The sequence below is a fragment of the Pseudomonas sp. Marseille-Q1929 genome, from assembly GCF_017316265.1.
In the GTDB taxonomy this organism is placed as follows: Bacteria; Pseudomonadota; Gammaproteobacteria; order Pseudomonadales; family Pseudomonadaceae; genus Aquipseudomonas.
Genome location: NZ_JAFLWU010000011.1, coordinates 123,706 through 139,929 on the forward strand (window position 1 = coordinate 123,706; position 16,224 = coordinate 139,929).

Sequence of the window (16,224 nt, forward strand, 5' to 3'; positions counted from 1 at the left end):
GATGGCCGTGTTTTATTGGGCGTTGCGCGCGCTGCTGAGCCATTGGCGGCGCCATCCCGTGCAGTTTTTCAGTGTGCTCACCGGCTTGTGGCTGGCCACGGCGTTGCTCACCGGGGTGCAGGCCCTGAACAGTCAGGCGCGGGACAGTTACGCACGCGCCAGCCAATTGATCGGCGGTGAACCCCAGGCCAGCCTCAGTGCGCCGGACGGGGCCAGTTTCCCCCAGGCGCTGTTCGCCCAGTTGCGCCGGGCCGGCTGGCCGGTGTCACCGGTGGTGCAGGGGCGGGTGCAACTGCAAGGGCATGCCGACGCGCGCTTGCAGTTGATGGGCGTCGAACCGGTGTCGTTGCCGGGCAGCGGTGCGGTGGCGGGGCAGCGTTTGAGCCAGGCGCAGATGCTCGCGTTTTTTGCGCCGCCGGGGCGTACCTGGATTGCTCCGCAAACCTTGCAGACCCTGGGGCTGCGTGAGGGGCAGCAACCGATGACGCTGAGCGGCCACGTGTTACCGCCCTTGCAAGCCCAGCAGGACATGGCGCCCGGGGTGTTGCTGACCGATATCGGCTTTGCCCAGCCGCTGCTGGACATGCCTGGCCGCCTGTCGCGCTTGCTGGTGGACAAGACCTATGCGGCAAGCCATCCCACGCCACCGGAGGGCTTGCAGCTGAAACAGGGCGAAGACAACAACCTGTCGCGCCTGACCGAAAGCTTTCACCTGAACCTCGACGCCCTGGGCTTTCTGTCCTTTGTGGTGGGGCTGTTTATCGTGCACGCCGCCATCGGCCTGGCCCTGGAGCAACGCCGTGGCCTGCTGCGCACCTTGCGCGCCTGCGGGGTCAGCGCGCGGTTGTTGATCCTCAGCCTGGGTGTGGAATTGGGCGTGCTGGCCTTGCTCGGCGGTGTGCTCGGCGTCGCCAGCGGCTACCTGCTGGCCAGCCTGTTGCTGCCGGATGTGGCCGCCAGCCTGCGCGGCCTGTATGGCGCCGAGGTTGCCGGCCAACTGAGCCTGAGCCCAGGTTGGTGGGCCGCTGGACTGGGGTTGAGCCTGCTCGGCGCGCTGCTCGCCGGCGCCAACAGCCTGTGGCGGGCGGCGCGCTTGCCGTTGCTGGCGCTGGCCAACGCCCAGGCCTGGCATGAGGCCCATGGGCGCTGGTTGCGTCGCCAGGGTTGGGTGGCGGCCGCTGCACTGCTGATCGCGCTGCTGGCTTTGCTGCTGGGCGACAGCCTGGCCGCCGGCTTTGTGTTGATGGCGACGTTGTTGCTGGGCGCCGCACTGGGCTTGCCGGTGATGCTCAATGGGCTGCTCAAGGCGCTACTGGGGCGCAGCCGCTCGGTGCTCGGCCAATGGTTCCTCGCCGATTGCCGCCAACAACTCCCGGCCTTGAGCCTGGCGCTGATGGCGTTGCTGTTGGCGCTGGCGGCGAATATCGGCGCGGGGTCCATGACCTCGGGTTTTCGCCAGACCTTCACCCACTGGCTGGAGCAGCGCCTGACGGCCGAGCTGTACCTTAATCCGCAAAACGCGGCGCAGTCGGCACAACTGCAGCGCTGGCTGGAGGCGCAACCGCAGGTACAGACCGTGCTGCCCACCTGGCAAGTCGCGGTGCAACTGCAAGGCTGGCCGGCGGAGCTGTTTGGCGTGGTCGATGACCCCACCTATCGCCAGCACTGGCCGTTGCTGCAGGCGCTGAGTGATCCCTGGGACCAATTGCTCGAAGGCGACACGCTGATGCTCAGCGAGCAATTGGCGCGACGCCTGGGCGTGCAGTTGGGCGATACGCTGGCGATCCCCACGCCGCAGGGGGCGTGGACGCCGCAGGTGGTGGGGATCTACGCCGACTACGGCAATCCCAAGGGCCATCTGCTGGTCAATGCCCGGCACCTGCTGGCGCATTGGCCGACGCTGTCACCGGCGCGCTTCAACCTGCGCGTGCAGCCGCAGGATGTGCCGGCGCTGGTGGCTGAAGTGCAGCGGGTGTTTGCCCTGGAAGACAGCCGCATCGTCGATCAGCAGCAGCTCAAGGGCTGGTCCAGCCAAGTGTTCGAACGCACCTTCGCCGCCACCGCCGCCCTCAACAGCCTGACCCTCGGCGTCGCCGGCGTGGCGTTGTTTATCAGCCTGCTGAGCCAAAGCCAGAGCCGCCTCGGCCAGCTCGCGCCGCTGTGGGCGTTGGGGGTGACGCGCCGGCAATTGATGCTGCTGAACCTGGAGCAGACCTGGCTGCTGGCCGCGCTCACGCTGATCCTCGCATTGCCCTTGGGCCTGTTGCTGGCGTGGTGCCTGGATGCGGTGATCAATGTGCAGGCGTTCGGTTGGCGCCTGCCGTTGCAGGTGTTCCCGTGGCAGCTCGCGCAACTGCTGGGCTTGGCGCTGCTGGCGACGTTGCTGGCCTCGGCCTGGCCGCTGTGGCAGCTGTACCGCAGCCGCCCGGCGGACTTGTTGAGGACCTTTGCCCATGAAGATTAAGCCGCTGCTGTGGGCGCTGCTGTTGCTGTTGAGCGGGTGCGATAAAGCCCCGGCGCCAGAGGAAAGCTTCGCCGGCCTGGGCAGCGCGGCGGCGGACTTTGCCCAGGTGGTGCCGGGCAAGGTGTTCAGCTTTCCCGAGGACCACGGCCCCCATGATGGTTTTCGCATCGAATGGTGGTACGTCACCGCCAACCTCAAGGATGCTCAGGGCAACCTGTTCGGCGTGCAATGGACGTTGTTTCGCAACGCCCTCCAGGCCGGGCCGACGCAATCTGGCTGGCGCGACTCGACGGTCTGGCTGGGCCACGCCGCCGTCACCTCCGCCACGCGCCACTACGCCGCCGAACGCTATGCCCGTGGCGGCGTTGGCCAGGCGGGCGCACAGGCGGTGCCGTTCAACGCCTGGATCGACGACTGGAACTTCGCCTCCCGCCCCGGTGCCGCCAGCCCGTTGGCGGATATGCAGCTCACGGCCAGCGGCGCACAGTTCGCCTATGACCTGCACCTGACGTCCAGCCGCCCGTTGGTGCTGCAAGGTGAACAGGGTTACAGCCGCAAGTCCGACCAGGGCCAGGCGTCGTACTACTACAGCCAGCCGTTTTTCAGCGCCACGGGCAGCGTGCGGATCGACGGCACCACCTACCAGGTCAGCGGCCCGGCGTGGCTGGATCGCGAATGGAGCAGCCAACCCCTCGCGGCCAACCAGAGCGGGTGGGACTGGTTTTCCCTGCACCTGGATCGCGGCGAACAATTGATGCTATTTCGCGTGCGCCAGCAGGACGGTCCGGGTTACCTCACCGGCACCTGGATTGATCAGCAGGGCCACACCCAGACCTTGCACAACGCCGATATCCAACTGACGCCGTTGGCGACCACGGAGATCGACGGACGTAAAATCCCTACGCGTTGGTCGCTGAAAATCCCCGGTAAACAGCTGGATATCACCCCCTCGGCGGTCAACCCGAATGCCTGGATGAACCTGAGCATTCCCTACTGGGAAGGGCCGGTGCGGTTCGACGGTGGGGTGGGTTACCTGGAAATGACCGGGTATTAGCGGTTTTCTGTAAGCACCGTTTCTTCGCCTATGTAGGCAACTTCCCAAACTGATTTTCAACCCCCTCGGGCTTGTGTCCGGGGCGGGAGCGCTTGCTTATATTTCGACGCCATCTCTATTGGATTCGGGATGTCGGGCATGGCGCAGGGCTATATCAACAATGAGGTGATTGATCTCACCAGTCTGAAAACCCGCTTGATGGGCCATGGCTTGAGCCGCGAGCGCTCGGACCATTTTGATGTGTTGAACCACCACCTGCGCCACGGCTTGGTGACGCCGGGGCAACTGGTGGTGATTCCGGATACCTACAGCGTCAGCTGTTCCTGGGAGGAGGCCTGGTTGATGCGCCGTGCGGAAGAAGTGCGGCGCAACCTGGAACAGGATGCTGCGGCTGGGGCGGCGGTGATTAACGACTATGACCTGCTACAGAGCTTGCTGACCTACGGCTCAATCGGCGTCGGCAGCACGACCTCGGGGTGGGCACGGCATCTGGATGAGGTGCTGCATACGCTGGAGGAGATCGAGCAGTTGCATCAGCGTTTGAAGGCGGGCGGCTTGGAGCGCCAGGCGTTTATTCGCCAGCGCCAGGTGTTGTTTGAATTGCTGGATACCCAGGTGCGTGGGGCGGCTCGGTTTGGCACGGGGTTGCGCGGGAATCAGTCGTTGAAGAACGTGCTGGGGATTTCCACCAAGAGTTATTTGCACAAGGGCGAGATCGATGGGTATGCCAAGCGCATGGCGGCGATTGCGCGGGCGTCGAAGTGGTTGGGGAAGGGCACGTATGTGGGGTTGGCGATGGATGTGGGCGTTGCGGGGTTGAAGATCAAGGAGGCGTGTGTGGAGGGGCGGGATGCGCAGTGCAGGCGGGCGAGGTATGTGGAGAGTGGGCGGTTGGTGGGGGGCGTTACGGGGGCGGCGATCTTGGGGAAAGCCGGTGCAGAAGTTGCTCGTAGCGCATGCAAGATCGTGTTGGCGGTTGGTTTGAAAGAACGTAGCGGGCTGGCCTGTGGAATTATTGGCGGTGCCGTAGGTGGTTATGCCGGAGGATCTTTTTTCGGTGATTACGGTGCCTTTTTGGGTGGGGTGGTCATAGAGGTTGCTGATGGACAATTCATATTTGAACCAGAGGGCGCTTAACCATGTCGTTTTTTCTCGTCTACAGCATTGTGTTGATGGCTGGGGTATTCGTCCTTTTGGGGTTGGTGCTATTTGCGGAATATCGAAAACTCGATGAGCTGGAAAGTTACTTCAGTGAAAACGAAAAGGTTCGAAGGCATAAGCGCTTTTGGGGAAGAAACCAGCCGATCGACAGGTTTCATCGTATGGGCCTGATGATCGACTTTCTTTCAATGCCAAAGACTCACATCAAGGCGGGCCTCGTGACTGAGGCCGAATTGGCATCTGTTCCTATCGCGCTGAGACGATGGGCACTGTGGCCCTATCGAATGACTTATGTGTGGATCGTCGCATGCATCATCTGTGAGATCTGGTTCCGATGGTGACTCACTCCCCCGCAATCACCACCCCCAACGCCACCCGCGCCATCCCCGTGCCCTTCAACGACCCCAGGTACAACCACTCCCCATACTCCCGCGCCGTGGTGATCGGCGAGTAATTCCCCGCGCTGCCATCCTGCAAGTTCGCAATCACCTTGCCCTCGACATCCAGCCCCAACACAAACGCCCTACGCTCAATCGGCTTGGGCAGCACCATCAACGCCCGTACCATCACTTTGCGCAGCATCGGGTACCCGGCAAAGCTATCCAGCAGCGGATTACGCGGCGAATACAGCGCCACCCAGAAACGATCCCGCCCATTGAAACTGAGGTTGTCCGGCAAGCCCGGCAGGTTGTCGATAAACAGGTCGTGGCTGCCGGCGCGTTCGCCCTTGAGCCAATAGCGGCTGATGCGATAGGCACCGGTCTCATTCACCAGCACATAGTCTTCATCCGGGCCCAGGGCCACGCCGTTGGCGAATTGCAGATGCTCCAGCAACACTTCGGTGCTGGCGTTGCTGAAGTCATAGCGCAGCAGCCGGCCGTCGCCGCCGTGTTCGATCACGGCTTCGCCATCCTGGCCGTAACCCCAGCGACTCGACGCATCGCTGAAATACGCGTAGCGCCCGCTGGCGTCCACGATCACGTCATCGGTAAAACCGAAGGGCACGCCGTTGGCCGTGGTGCTCAGGGACGTGAGTTGGCGGTTGGCATCCAGCGCGAGCAGGCCCTTGATGCCGTCGGCAATGATCAAGCGCCCATCCGGGTGCAGCGCCAGGCCCAGCGGGCGTCCGCCGGTGTTGGCCAGCACTTCCAGGGTGTCGCTGCCGGGTGCGGTGCGGATGATGCGCCCGTCATGCAGCCCGCTGAGCAGGAAACCCTCGGCATCCAGCACCAGCGCTTCGGGCCCGGCGATGCCCTGGGCGCCGGTTTTTTCTACGCCCTTGAGGCGCTGGTTTTCAGCGTAGGGCCCGTGGGTCATCGACGGCGCCTTGGGCGGCGCCCAGTTCACCGGCTGCACCTTGGTGGGCATCAGCAAGAGGAAGGCCACCACCGCCAGCAGCAGGACAAACAGCAGGTGACGCAGTTTTCGTGAGCGGGTACGCATGCCGACTCCTGGCATTTTTGATGGGGCTTGAGCGTAGTCCGGCTGGAAAAATCTGCTAGTCGCGTTTGTGTTTCAAAGTACTGGGTCCCAGCGTTGCGACCAGTCACTCTCGGCCTTGACCACGCCACGCAGCAGTTCCAGCGCCTGCTGCAACACCGCCGAATCCCGCCCCCGCGAATACACCAGGTAGGTGGGGAAACTGAACTCCGGCGCCTTCGGCACCCGGCGCATCACGCCGCTGTCCAGGTAGCTCTGCACCACCCGCGTGCGGAAGTACCCGGCACCGCCGTTTTCGAGGATGTACTGCAAGGCCAGCGGCCCGAGATTGAAACTCAGCGCCGCCCGCGCCTTGTCGGGCAGTGCCGCGTCATGCTGCTGGCGGAAGCCCGGGCCCCAGTCGATATACACGTAGGGCACCGGCTTGCTGGCCAACTGCACCAGGATCAGTTTTTCTTCCAGCACCTGCTCCACCTGCAACCCCGGCCAGTATTGCGGCTGGAACACCAGCGCGGCGTCGAGCACCCCCAGTTCCAGTTGGCGCAGCAGGTACTCGCCCTCGCGCACTTCGGTACGTAACGCATGCCCGGGGATATGTTCGCGCAGGGCCTGGGCCCAGCCGAGCATCAAGGGGTTGCACAGGCTGACCTCACCGCCGATATGCAGCACGTTGCGATAGCCTTCGGGCAGCGGCAGGTCACGCCGTGCCGCTTCCCACGTTTGCAGCAACTGGTTGGCGTAGACCACGAAGGCTTCGCCGTCGGCGGTCAGGCGCGCGCCGGCGCGATTGCGGATGAAGAGGGTGCTGCCGAGCTGGCTTTCCAGGCTCTTGACCCGCGCGGTGATGGCGGTCTGGGTGACGTGCAGTTTCTCGGCCGCTGCGGCCAGGCTGCCGCAGCGGGTGATTTCGAGGAAGGTGCGTGCCAGTTCGATGTCCATGAAGCCCCCGGGTATGAATGGGGGGCATTGTAGTGGAATGCGGTTGGAACTGTGGGAGCTGGCTTGCCTGCGATAGCGGTGTGTCGGTGTGCATATCCGTTATTTAGGTAACGGCGGCTTATGGTTCCGCCCTTACGGCGGCTCACTTTTGAAGAGCGCAAAAGTAAGCAAAACGCTCTTGCCCCAACACTCGGCACCTCGCCTAGGCTCGGTGTGCCCGTAATCCATATCGAATTCCGGCCAGCGTGTTTAACGGGGCGCCTAAGATCAAAATCAAAAACAAAGCGCGGCGGCCTAGTAGCCGACCTGATCGATGAAGCGTGCGCGTTTCCCTGTGGGAGCTGGCTTGCCTGCGATGGCATCAACTGGGTGTGCCTGATGTACCGAGTTGTCTGCATCGCAGGCAAGCCAGCTCCCACATTTTTAACCGAGATCGGCAGGACAAATACCGGTCGGCTCTAAGGCCGCCGCGCTCTGGCTTTTGATCTTACTTGCCCCGTCAAACACGCTGGCCGAACGCAGGCTTGAATCCGTGGGTAACCCGGCAGGACGCCGGGTTAGCCGCCCCGCGCCATGGATGGCGCGTGGCGGCGGCCCACGGATTCAAGCCTTCGTTCGGGCATGCCGAGCCTAAGCGAGGCACCGAGTGTTGGGGCAAGAGCCCTTTGCTTACTTTGGGGCTTTTCCAAAGTGAGCCGCTGTAAGAGCGGAGCCCTAAGTGGCCGTTACCTAAATAACGGATATGTACACCTGCCCAAAAGCCTCAGCTCCCACATTCAATCGCATTTCAACTCTGAGTTTTTGGCGCTTGCAGGTGCCGGGTGGGGAACGCCTTTGCATACACCTGGCAAACCCGCAAAACCGTATCATCGGCAAACCGCGCGCCCACCACATGCAACCCCACCGGCAAACCATTCGCCGCCAGCCCGCACGGCACCGAGGCCGCTGGCTGTTGGGTCAAGTTGAAGGGATAGGTGAACGGCGTCCACTCCGTCCATTCCTGCAAACCCGAGCCCGGCGGCACATCGTGCCCGGCGCAAAACGCGGTAATCGGCAGCATCGGCGACACCAACACATCGTAATGCTCATGGAACGCCGCCATCCGTGCCACCAACGCGGCCCGTGCTTCGAGGGCCGCGCTGAAGTCGTCCAGGCTCAAGCGCTCGCCGCGTTGCGCGATGCGCAGCAGGCCGGGGTCCAGCAGCTGCTTTTGCGCGTCGCTCATCGGCCCGGTCAAGCGCGCGGCCCCCGCGGCCCACAGGGTGCTGAATACCTCCAGCGGGTCGCTGAAACCGGGGTCGATCTGCTCGACATGGGCGCCCAATTGCACCAATCCTTCCACCGCCTGGGCGACCACCTTGGCCACCTGCGGGTCCACATCCACATAACCGAACGTGGGGCTGTAGGCCACGCGCAAGCCCTTCAAATCCGTGCCCGGCTTCAACCACGGCGTGGTTCGCGGCGCGCCGCTCAGGCCATCGCGTGCGTCCGGTTGGGCGATGGTGTGCAGCATCAAGACGCTGTCTTCGACGGTGCGCGTCATTGGCCCCAGGTGTGACAGGATCGTCATGGAGCTGGCCGGCCACTGCGGCACATAACCAAAGGTCGGCTTGATCCCGAACGTGCCGGTAAACGCGCAGGGGATGCGGATCGAACCACCGGCGTCGCTGCCCTGGTGCAACACCCCCAGGTTCAACGCCGCCGCTGCCCCGGCGCCACCGGACGAACCGCCCGCCGTGGTGCGGGTGTCCCACGGGTTGCGCGTGATGCCATACAGCGGGTTGTCGGTGACGCCTTTCCAGCCGAATTCCGGGGTGGTGGTCTTGCCCAGCAGCACCGCGCCGGCCTTGCGCATAAAGGCGGGGAAGGGCGCGTCTACCTCCCATGGCCCGTCGGCGGATGAGGTGCGCGAGCCCTTGCGCGTGGGCATGCCGATGGTCAGCGTAAGGTCTTTGATGGACGCCGGCACGCCGTCCAGGGCGCCGCAGGGCTGGCCTTTGAGCCAGCGCAGTTCCGAGGCCCGCGCGGCGTCCAGCGCACCTTGCGGGTCGACATGGCAGTAGGCGTTCACCACCGGGTTGTAGCGTTCGATGCGCAGCAAGGCGTCTTTGGTGACCTCCACCGGCGACAGGGTCTTGTCGCGAAAATGCTGCAGCAATTGCACCGCCGTCAGTTGCCCGATCTCGCTCATGCCAGGTCTCCTTGCGCCGCATTGACCATGGCGCGCAGCAACACCGCGCAGCCTGCCGCCAGGTCATCCGGCGCGGCGTTTTCGATTTCGTTGTGGCTGATGCCGCCTTCGCACGGCACGAAGATCATTCCAGCCGGGCCCAGTTCGGCGACAAAAATCGCGTCATGCCCGGCGCCGCTGACAATGTCCATATGGCTCAAGCCCAGGCGGCTTGCGCCATCGCGCACGGCGTTGACGCAGGCCGGGGCGAAGTCCAGCGGCGGGAAGTCCGCCGTGGGCGTCAGCTCAAAGCTCAGGCCGTGTCGCTCGGCAGTGGCTTCGATCACGCCGCGCACTTCATCGACCATGGCTTGCAACGTGTCGGCATGCAGGTGGCGCAGGTCGAGGGTCATGTGCACCTGGCCGGGAATCACATTGCGTGAACCGGGGTGCAGGCTCAGGCAACCGACGGTACCGCAGGCGTGGGGTTGCTGTTGGTGGGCGATACGGTTGACCGCGCTGACCACCTCGGCGGCGCCCACCAGGGCGTCCTTGCGCAAGTGCATCGGCGTCGGCCCGGCGTGGGCTTCGACGCCGGTGAAGGTCAGGTCGAACCACTTCTGGCCCAGGCAACCCATGACCACGCCGATGGTGGTGGCGCGGTCTTCCAGCACCGGGCCTTGTTCGATATGCGCTTCGAAATACGCACCCACCGGGTGGCCCAGCACCGCGCGGGAGCCGGCGTAGCCGATGCGCTGCAATTCGGCGCCCACCGACAGGCCCTGGTCATCGACTTTATCGAGGGTGTCCTGCAAGTCGAACTTCCCGGCAAACACCCCGGAACCCATCATGCACGGCGGGAAGCGCGAGCCTTCTTCGTTGGTCCACACCACTACTTCGATGGGCGCTTCGGTTTCGATGTTCAAATCGTTCAGGGTGCGGATCACTTCCAACCCGGCCATCACGCCATAGCAGCCATCAAACTTGCCACCCGTGGGCTGGGTGTCGATATGGCTGCCGGTCATCACCGGGGGCAGGGCCGGATTGCGCCCGGCACGGCGCGCAAAGATATTGCCGATGGCATCCACACTGACGCTGCACCCGGCTGCTTCGCACCACTGCACGAACAGGTCGCGGGCCTGGCGGTCGAGGTCGGTGAGGGCGAGGCGGCACACGCCGCCTTTGACGGTGGCGCCCAACTGGGCCAGGTCCATCAGCGATTGCCACAGGCGGTCGCGGTTGATCAGTTGGGCGTTGCTGTTGAGCGGTTGCGCAAAACTATTCATCTGCATTCTCCGGTCAGGCACTCAGGGCCAAATAGCGGTTCTTGATCGTCGGGTCGGCGCGGAAGGCGGCGGCGCTGCCTTCGTAGACCACGCGGCCTTGTTCGAGCACGTAATGGCGGTCGGCGAGCTTGTCGCAGACCATCAGGTTCTGTTCCACCAGCAGCACGGGCAGGCCGTCGTCCTTGATCTTGCGCAGGATCTTCACCAGCTCGTCGACGATCACCGGCGCCAGGCCTTCGGTGGGCTCATCGAGGATCAGCAGCTTGGGGTCATTGAGCAGGGCGCGGGCGATGGCGAGCATTTGTTGTTCGCCGCCGGACAACGCATGGCCGGCGTTTTTGCGCCGCTCCTTGAGGCGCGGGAACATGCCGTACACATCCTCCAACTGCCAGCGACTGGTCTTGCGGGCGGCGATGCGCAGGTTTTCCTCGACGGTGAGCAGGCGGAAAATTCCACGGTTTTCCGGGACCAGCGCCAAACCCTGGCGGGCGATTTCGAAGATCTTCTGCCCCACCAAGGCCTGGCCGTTGAAGTGGATCTCGCCCTGGCGCGGGCAGATGATCCCGAGGATGCTGCGCAGCGTGGTGGTCTTGCCCGCGCCGTTGCGCCCCAGCAGCGTCACCAGTTCACCGGGGTTGACGGTCAGCGACACGCCTTCAAGCACGTGGCTTTTGTCGTAGTAGGAATGGATATTCTCGACGATCAGCATCAGGCAGCCTCCCCAAGGTATGCAGTGCGCACACGTTCATCGGCACGCACGAACTCCGGCGTGCCCTCCACGAGGATCTGCCCGTGGCTCATCACCGTGATGCGCTGGCTTATGGACATGACGATGCTCATGTTGTGTTCGATCAGCAGCACCGTGTGGTCGCGGCCGAGGTCGCTGATCAGTTGGGTCATGATCGGGATGTCATCGATGCCCATGCCCGAAGTGGGCTCGTCGAGCATCAACAGTTTGGGCTTGGAGCAGATCGACATGCCCACCTCCAGCACCCGTTGCTGGCCGTGGGACAACTCGCCGGCCAGGGTGTCGGCGCGGGCGGTGAGTTGCAGGCGTTCCAGGACCTGGTCGGCCATCTCCAGATGCTCGCGTTTGCTGTCCACGCGGCGCCAGAAGTTCAGCGCGCGCGCACCGTCACGGCCTTGGGCGGCGAGGCGTAGGTTTTCGCGCACGCTGAGGTTCTGGAACAGGCTGGTGAGCTGGAACGAGCGCGCCATGCCCAGGCCGACGCGGCCGTGGGCCGGTTTGCGCATCAGGTTCCTGCCGTCGAAGTGGATCGCCCCGGCGGTGGCCTGGCGTTCGCCGGTGAGGCAGTGGAACAGGCTGGTCTTGCCCGCGCCGTTGGGGCCGATGATGGTGTGGATGGTGCCGGCTTCGACCTTGAGGTTGACGCCGTTCACCGCATGGAAGGCGCCGTAGGCCAGTTCCAGATCCTTGGTTTCCAGCAGGATGCTCATAACACTTCCTCCTTGGCGATAACGGCGGCTTTGCGACTGCCGCGCACTTTTTCAAACAGCGACGCCAGACCGCCCCACAAACCACCGCGCATAAAGATCACCACCAGGATCAGAATCACCCCCAGCAGCATCAGCCAGCGTGGCCACAGGTCCGAAAGAAAGTCCCCCAACAGCACGATCGAGCCGGCCCCCAGCAACGAACCGAACAACGAGCCAGTGCCGCCGACGATGGTCATGATCAGGATGTTCTCGGACATCGCCAGGTCGATATTCGACAGCGGCACAAAGTGCAGCAGCATCGCGTACAGCGCGCCGGCAATCCCGGTGACGGCGCCGGACAGCACAAACACGAGGATCTTGAAGTGGCGCGTGTCGTAGCCGATGGCCGAGGCGCGGGTTTCGTTTTCGCGGATCGCCATCAGCGTGCTGCCGAACGGCGAGGCGATCACCCGGCGCGCGCCGATAAAGATCAGCAAGAACAGCACGGCGACGAAGCCGTAGAACGCACGGGCGTCGGCCAGGGACAGCAGCACGGTTTCACCGAAGCGGATCTCCGGGCGCGGCACGCTGAGCAGGCCGTTGTCGCCGCCAGTCCAGTCGCTCAAGGTATAGGCGACAAAATAGGCCATCTGGCTGAACGCCAGGGTCAGCATCACGAAGTAGATGCCGGTGCGACGGATCGCCAAGGCGCCCACCAGCAAGGCGAGGAAACCACCGGCAATGGCGGCGCCGAGCAAGGCGGTGAACAGGCCCATCTGCAAGTGCAACATCAGCAGCGCCGCGCAATACGCGCCGGCACCAAAGAAGATGCCTTGGCCGAACGACAGCAGCCCGGTGTAGCCCAGCAGCAGGTTGCAGGCGAGGGCCGCCATGGCAAAGATCAGGATCTCGGTGGCCAGGGTCGCCGAGGGCAGGATCAACGGCAGGCCGATCAACACCGCCAGCACCCACAGCAACATCGCGCGGGATTGGGTCTTGGCAAACGGCAGGGGATTTTTCTCGCTCATGTCAGGCTCTCCCGAACAGGCCGTAAGGGCGCACCAGAATCACCACGGCCATCGCGCCGTAGATCATCAGGCTCGCACCCTGGGGCCAGAGTGTGGTCATCAGGCTTTGCACCACGCCCACCAATAAACCGCCGACCAACGCACCGCTAAACGAACCCATGCCACCGATCACCACCACCACGAAGGCCACGCCGAGAATCTCCGGGCCGACAAAGGGCTGCGCGCCGCGCAACGGCGCGAACAGCACACCGGCAACGCCGGCCAGGGCCACGCCGAGGGCGAAGGTCATCGAGAACAAGCGGAAAATATTCGTGCCCAGCAGCGACACGGTCTCGGTGCTTTCACTGCCGGCGCGCACCAGGGCGCCGAAGCGCGTGCGTTCCAGCAGCAGCCATAGCCCCAGACCGATCAGCGCGGAAAAACCGATCAGGAACAGGCGGTAGTGCGGGTACACAAAGTCACCGACCACCAGTACCCCGCGCAGCAGTTCCGGCACGGCGACGCTTTTGCCCACCGGGCCCCAGATCATCACGCTGGCTTCCTGGATGATCAGCGCGATGCCGAGCGTCACCAGGATCTGGAACATGTGCGGCAAGTGATAGATCCGCTGGATCAACAGGCGCTCGATCACCCACGCCAGGGCGGCGACCACCAACGGCGCGATCAACAGCGCCAGCCAGAAGTTGCCGGTGAGGCTCACGGCGGTGTAGCAGATGTAGGCGCCCAGCAGAAAGAATGCGCCGTGGGCAAAGTTGACGAAGTTGAGCAGGCCGAAAATGATCGTCAGCCCGACGGCGATCAGGAAGTAGATCATCCCCAATCCAAGGCCGTTGAGTATCTGGAACAGGTAAAGATTAAGCATGCAGGAACCCTCGGCAGGATGCCGCTTGCGCGGCCCTGCTCGGCAATGTTCAGGGGGTCAGGCGAGCGTGCAGCCGGTGGCTTCCACGGGCGGGAACGACTGGCCGGCGCTGAGCACCTTCGCGAGGTCATCCTTGTCGGCCATCTCGCTGGCGGCTTTGCCGATCAGCAGGTAGTAGTCCTTGATCACCTGGTGGTCGCCGGCGCGGATCGATTCCTTGCCGGTCGGGCCGTCGAAACTCAGGCCCTGCATGGCCTTGGCCACGGTCGGCCCGTCGAAACTGCCGGTGGCGATGATGGTGTCGAGCATGACCTTGGTGCTGATGTAGTCGGCGGCCAGTGGGTAGGTGGGGTTGATGCCGTATTTGGCCTGGGTCAGCTTGACCAGTTCGCGGTTGAGCGGGGTGTCGACCTGGTGCCAGTACTGCGCGCCGAGGTACACGCCTTCGAGGATGTCGCTGCCCAGTTCCTGGAACTGGTCGAGCCCTGCGGACCACACCAGCAGCACTTTCATGCGCTCCTTGATGCCGAAGTTCACCGCCTGGCGCAGGGTGTTGGACGACTGGCTGCCGAAGTTGAGCAGCACCAGCACATCGGGTTTGGCGGCGATGGCGTTGGTCAGGTAGCCGGAGAATTCCTGTTCCTGCAACGAGTGATAGCTGTTACCGATGTGCTCCAGGCCGCTGTCCTTGAGCACGCTTTTCGCGCCTTCCAGCAACGCTTCGCCGAACACGTATTGCGGGGTGATGGTGTACCAGCGCTTGGCGTCCGGCAGTAGCTTGATCAGCGGCAGCATGGTTTCGCGGATCGCGCCGTAGGTGGGCACCGACCAGCGGAACGTCGCGTGGTTGCAGTCCTTGCCGGTGACTTCATCGGCGCCCACTGGGGTCATGAACACGCCGCCGACCTTGTCCACTTCCTTGGCCACCGCCAGTGCCGACGACGACAGCGTGCAACCCTGGAAGAACCGCGCGCCGTCTTGCTGGATGGCTTCCTGCACCTTGCGCACCGCCTTGCCGGCGTTGCCTTCGGTGTCGATGACCTTGTAGTTCAGCGGGCGGCCGAGAAGTGCGGGATGTTGCTCAACCGCCAGGCGCGAACCCATGTCGGCAAATTTGCCATAGCTGGCAAAGGCGCCAGACATGGACTTTAGGCCGTAAAAGGTAAAGGGCTCGGCGGCGAATGCGTGGCGCACGCTCAGCGGAAGGCTGAGGGCGGCGGCTGCGGTAAGACTGGCTTTCAATAACGTACGACGCTGCATGGGGTGACTCCCTGGTTTAGTTATTGGCAGGAGCGGCAAGGGCGATACGGTGGAGCTTGGGCCTGTGGGCAGGCTTGTTATTGGATAACGCGGTTTATCAGGTCCACTCGGTCTTCTGTGGGAGCTGGCTTGTGTGGGAGCTGGCTTGCCTGCGATGGCATCACTGCGGTCTCGCTGACAAACCGAGGTGTCTGCATCGCAGGCAAGCCAGCTCCCACACAAGCCAGCTCCCACATTGATCGGGTTTGCACATTGGAGTTGTGGGGTTTTCAGGGGCGATGATCGAACTCCAGTAGAAAGTGCGGGCTGACCTCACCTTCCAGCGCCGTCATATGGTGTTCGGCATCGCACATGTGTTCATGCATCAAGCTGCGCACCGCACTTTCATCACCGGCGCGAAAGGCGATCAGCAGTTGCTTGTGATAATCGAGGTTGGCCGCGTCGAACTGCTTGCGCTTGGGCTTGTAGGCTTTTTTCAGCACCACCAGGTCGCGCAGCAGGTCGTTGAGAAACTGCGCCATAAAGCTCAGCAACGGGTTGGGGCAGGCCTTGGCCAGCAGGTTGTGGAACTCCAGTTCCGCCAGGCGCTGCTCACGTTGGCCGGCCTCGCTGTCTTCCGGGGCGCTGCAGAATTCCACGTTGTCCTGTAAGGCCTGGTAGTCGTCTTCGCTGAGGCGCCCGAGCACCGAGACAGCCAATTCCACTTCGATCACCTTGCGCAACTGGTACACCTGTTCACCGTCCAGATGCTGGAAGTGCAGGTAGTTGCGCAAAGCGCGACTGGCCGGTTCGGTGCCGGCCTGGTTCAAGTACGCGCCGCCACTGGGCCCGGTGCGCGTACTCACCAAACCCTCGACTTCCAAGGCCTTGAGCGCTTCGCGGGCCGAGCCCTTGGAGCACTGGAAGCTTTCCATCAGCTCGCGCTCGGTGGGCAAACGGTCGCCGGGCTTCAAGGCGTCGGTGACGATGGAGCGCTTGACCGACTCGACAATCACGTCGGACAACTTCTGGCGTTTGCGTTTCAGCGGGCGGCTTAGCATAAGTTCGATTTATCGTATTAATGCGGATTAATAGCACTTAATAACGATTGGGCCGGAGCGTCAACGCAGGGTGTCGTTTTCGG

Annotated in this window: 14 protein-coding genes; 4 read left to right on the top strand and 10 right to left on the bottom strand. The window is 63.4% G+C overall.

Annotated elements, in window-relative coordinates:
* The first annotated feature begins 1 nt into the window (after position 1).
* From J1G37_RS14435 to J1G37_RS14450, 4 genes are all read left to right on the top strand, one after another.
* Positions 2–2,464, top strand: a complete 2,463-nt coding sequence (locus J1G37_RS14435; RefSeq protein ID WP_207042683.1) for an FtsX-like permease family protein — start codon at positions 2–4, stop codon at positions 2,462–2,464.
* Complete coding sequence (locus J1G37_RS14440; RefSeq protein WP_207042684.1) at positions 2,454–3,518, top strand: lipocalin-like domain-containing protein; 1,065 nt, start codon at positions 2,454–2,456, stop codon at positions 3,516–3,518. Before J1G37_RS14435 ends, J1G37_RS14440 begins: the two co-directional genes overlap by 11 nt.
* A 138-nt stretch (positions 3,519–3,656) precedes the next feature.
* The gene (locus J1G37_RS14445) at positions 3,657–4,655 is read left to right on the top strand and encodes a hypothetical protein (protein ID WP_207042685.1); all 999 of its coding nucleotides are present in this window, start codon (positions 3,657–3,659) and stop codon (positions 4,653–4,655) included.
* A 2-nt stretch (positions 4,656–4,657) separates the two neighbouring features.
* Positions 4,658–5,020 carry a hypothetical protein gene (locus J1G37_RS14450; protein WP_207042686.1) on the top strand — a complete coding sequence of 121 codons (363 nt, stop codon included), beginning with the start codon at positions 4,658–4,660 and terminating at the stop codon, positions 5,018–5,020.
* Between the two features lies 1 nt (position 5,021).
* On the opposite strand, the gene J1G37_RS14455 is transcribed toward J1G37_RS14450, so the two are convergent.
* The 10 genes from J1G37_RS14455 to J1G37_RS14500 all read right to left on the bottom strand — a co-directional run bounded on the left by J1G37_RS14455 (position 5,022) and on the right by J1G37_RS14500 (position 16,141).
* Positions 5,022–6,122: an SMP-30/gluconolactonase/LRE family protein gene (locus J1G37_RS14455; protein ID WP_207042687.1), complete on the bottom strand. Its 1,101-nt coding sequence runs from the start codon at positions 6,120–6,122 to the stop codon at positions 5,022–5,024.
* Between the two features lie 72 nt (positions 6,123–6,194).
* Positions 6,195–7,058 (bottom strand): LysR family transcriptional regulator, encoded by an 864-nt coding sequence (locus J1G37_RS14460; protein WP_207042688.1) that lies wholly within the window; start codon positions 7,056–7,058, stop codon positions 6,195–6,197.
* Positions 7,059–7,845: 787 nt separating this feature from the next.
* A complete protein-coding gene (locus J1G37_RS14465; protein WP_207042690.1) occupies positions 7,846–9,249 on the bottom strand; it encodes an amidase in 1,404 nt (467 codons plus the stop codon).
* The gene (locus J1G37_RS14470) at positions 9,246–10,514 is read right to left on the bottom strand and encodes a Zn-dependent hydrolase (protein ID WP_207042693.1); all 1,269 of its coding nucleotides are present in this window, start codon (positions 10,512–10,514) and stop codon (positions 9,246–9,248) included. Before J1G37_RS14470 ends, J1G37_RS14465 begins: the two co-directional genes overlap by 4 nt.
* Before the next feature lie 13 nt (positions 10,515–10,527).
* On the bottom strand, positions 10,528–11,223 hold the full coding sequence (locus J1G37_RS14475; RefSeq protein ID WP_207042695.1) for an ABC transporter ATP-binding protein: 696 nt from the start codon (positions 11,221–11,223) through the stop codon (positions 10,528–10,530).
* Entirely contained in the window at positions 11,223–11,972 is a 750-nt protein-coding gene (locus J1G37_RS14480) for an ABC transporter ATP-binding protein (RefSeq protein WP_078049325.1), read from the bottom strand. Before J1G37_RS14480 ends, J1G37_RS14475 begins: the two co-directional genes overlap by 1 nt.
* Positions 11,969–12,979, bottom strand: coding sequence for a branched-chain amino acid ABC transporter permease (locus J1G37_RS14485; protein ID WP_207042697.1), 1,011 nt, complete (start codon positions 12,977–12,979; stop codon positions 11,969–11,971). The genes J1G37_RS14480 and J1G37_RS14485 overlap by 4 nt, the downstream gene beginning before the upstream one ends.
* A 1-nt stretch (position 12,980) precedes the next feature.
* Complete coding sequence (locus J1G37_RS14490) at positions 12,981–13,841, bottom strand: branched-chain amino acid ABC transporter permease (protein WP_124529663.1); 861 nt, start codon at positions 13,839–13,841, stop codon at positions 12,981–12,983.
* Between the two features lie 57 nt (positions 13,842–13,898).
* The gene (locus J1G37_RS14495; protein WP_207042699.1) at positions 13,899–15,101 is read right to left on the bottom strand and encodes an ABC transporter substrate-binding protein; all 1,203 of its coding nucleotides are present in this window, start codon (positions 15,099–15,101) and stop codon (positions 13,899–13,901) included.
* Positions 15,102–15,370: 269 nt separating this feature from the next.
* Positions 15,371–16,141, bottom strand: coding sequence for an FCD domain-containing protein (locus J1G37_RS14500; protein ID WP_207042701.1), 771 nt, complete (start codon positions 16,139–16,141; stop codon positions 15,371–15,373).
* Between the last annotated feature and the right edge of the window lie 83 nt (positions 16,142–16,224).

Coding starts and splice junctions, on each gene's coding strand:
- J1G37_RS14435 (WP_207042683.1), top strand. CDS start 2: ATGGCCGTGTTTTATTGGGCGTTGCGCGCGCTGCTGAGCCATTGGCGG.
- J1G37_RS14440 (WP_207042684.1), top strand. CDS start 2,454: ATGAAGATTAAGCCGCTGCTGTGGGCGCTGCTGTTGCTGTTGAGCGGG.
- J1G37_RS14445 (WP_207042685.1), top strand. CDS start 3,657: ATGGCGCAGGGCTATATCAACAATGAGGTGATTGATCTCACCAGTCTG.
- J1G37_RS14450 (WP_207042686.1), top strand. CDS start 4,658: ATGTCGTTTTTTCTCGTCTACAGCATTGTGTTGATGGCTGGGGTATTC.
- J1G37_RS14455 (WP_207042687.1), bottom strand. CDS start 6,122: ATGCGTACCCGCTCACGAAAACTGCGTCACCTGCTGTTTGTCCTGCTG.
- J1G37_RS14460 (WP_207042688.1), bottom strand. CDS start 7,058: ATGGACATCGAACTGGCACGCACCTTCCTCGAAATCACCCGCTGCGGC.
- J1G37_RS14465 (WP_207042690.1), bottom strand. CDS start 9,249: ATGAGCGAGATCGGGCAACTGACGGCGGTGCAATTGCTGCAGCATTTT.
- J1G37_RS14470 (WP_207042693.1), bottom strand. CDS start 10,514: ATGAATAGTTTTGCGCAACCGCTCAACAGCAACGCCCAACTGATCAAC.
- J1G37_RS14475 (WP_207042695.1), bottom strand. CDS start 11,223: ATGCTGATCGTCGAGAATATCCATTCCTACTACGACAAAAGCCACGTG.
- J1G37_RS14480 (WP_078049325.1), bottom strand. CDS start 11,972: ATGAGCATCCTGCTGGAAACCAAGGATCTGGAACTGGCCTACGGCGCC.
- J1G37_RS14485 (WP_207042697.1), bottom strand. CDS start 12,979: ATGAGCGAGAAAAATCCCCTGCCGTTTGCCAAGACCCAATCCCGCGCG.
- J1G37_RS14490 (WP_124529663.1), bottom strand. CDS start 13,841: ATGCTTAATCTTTACCTGTTCCAGATACTCAACGGCCTTGGATTGGGG.
- J1G37_RS14495 (WP_207042699.1), bottom strand. CDS start 15,101: ATGCAGCGTCGTACGTTATTGAAAGCCAGTCTTACCGCAGCCGCCGCC.
- J1G37_RS14500 (WP_207042701.1), bottom strand. CDS start 16,141: ATGCTAAGCCGCCCGCTGAAACGCAAACGCCAGAAGTTGTCCGACGTG.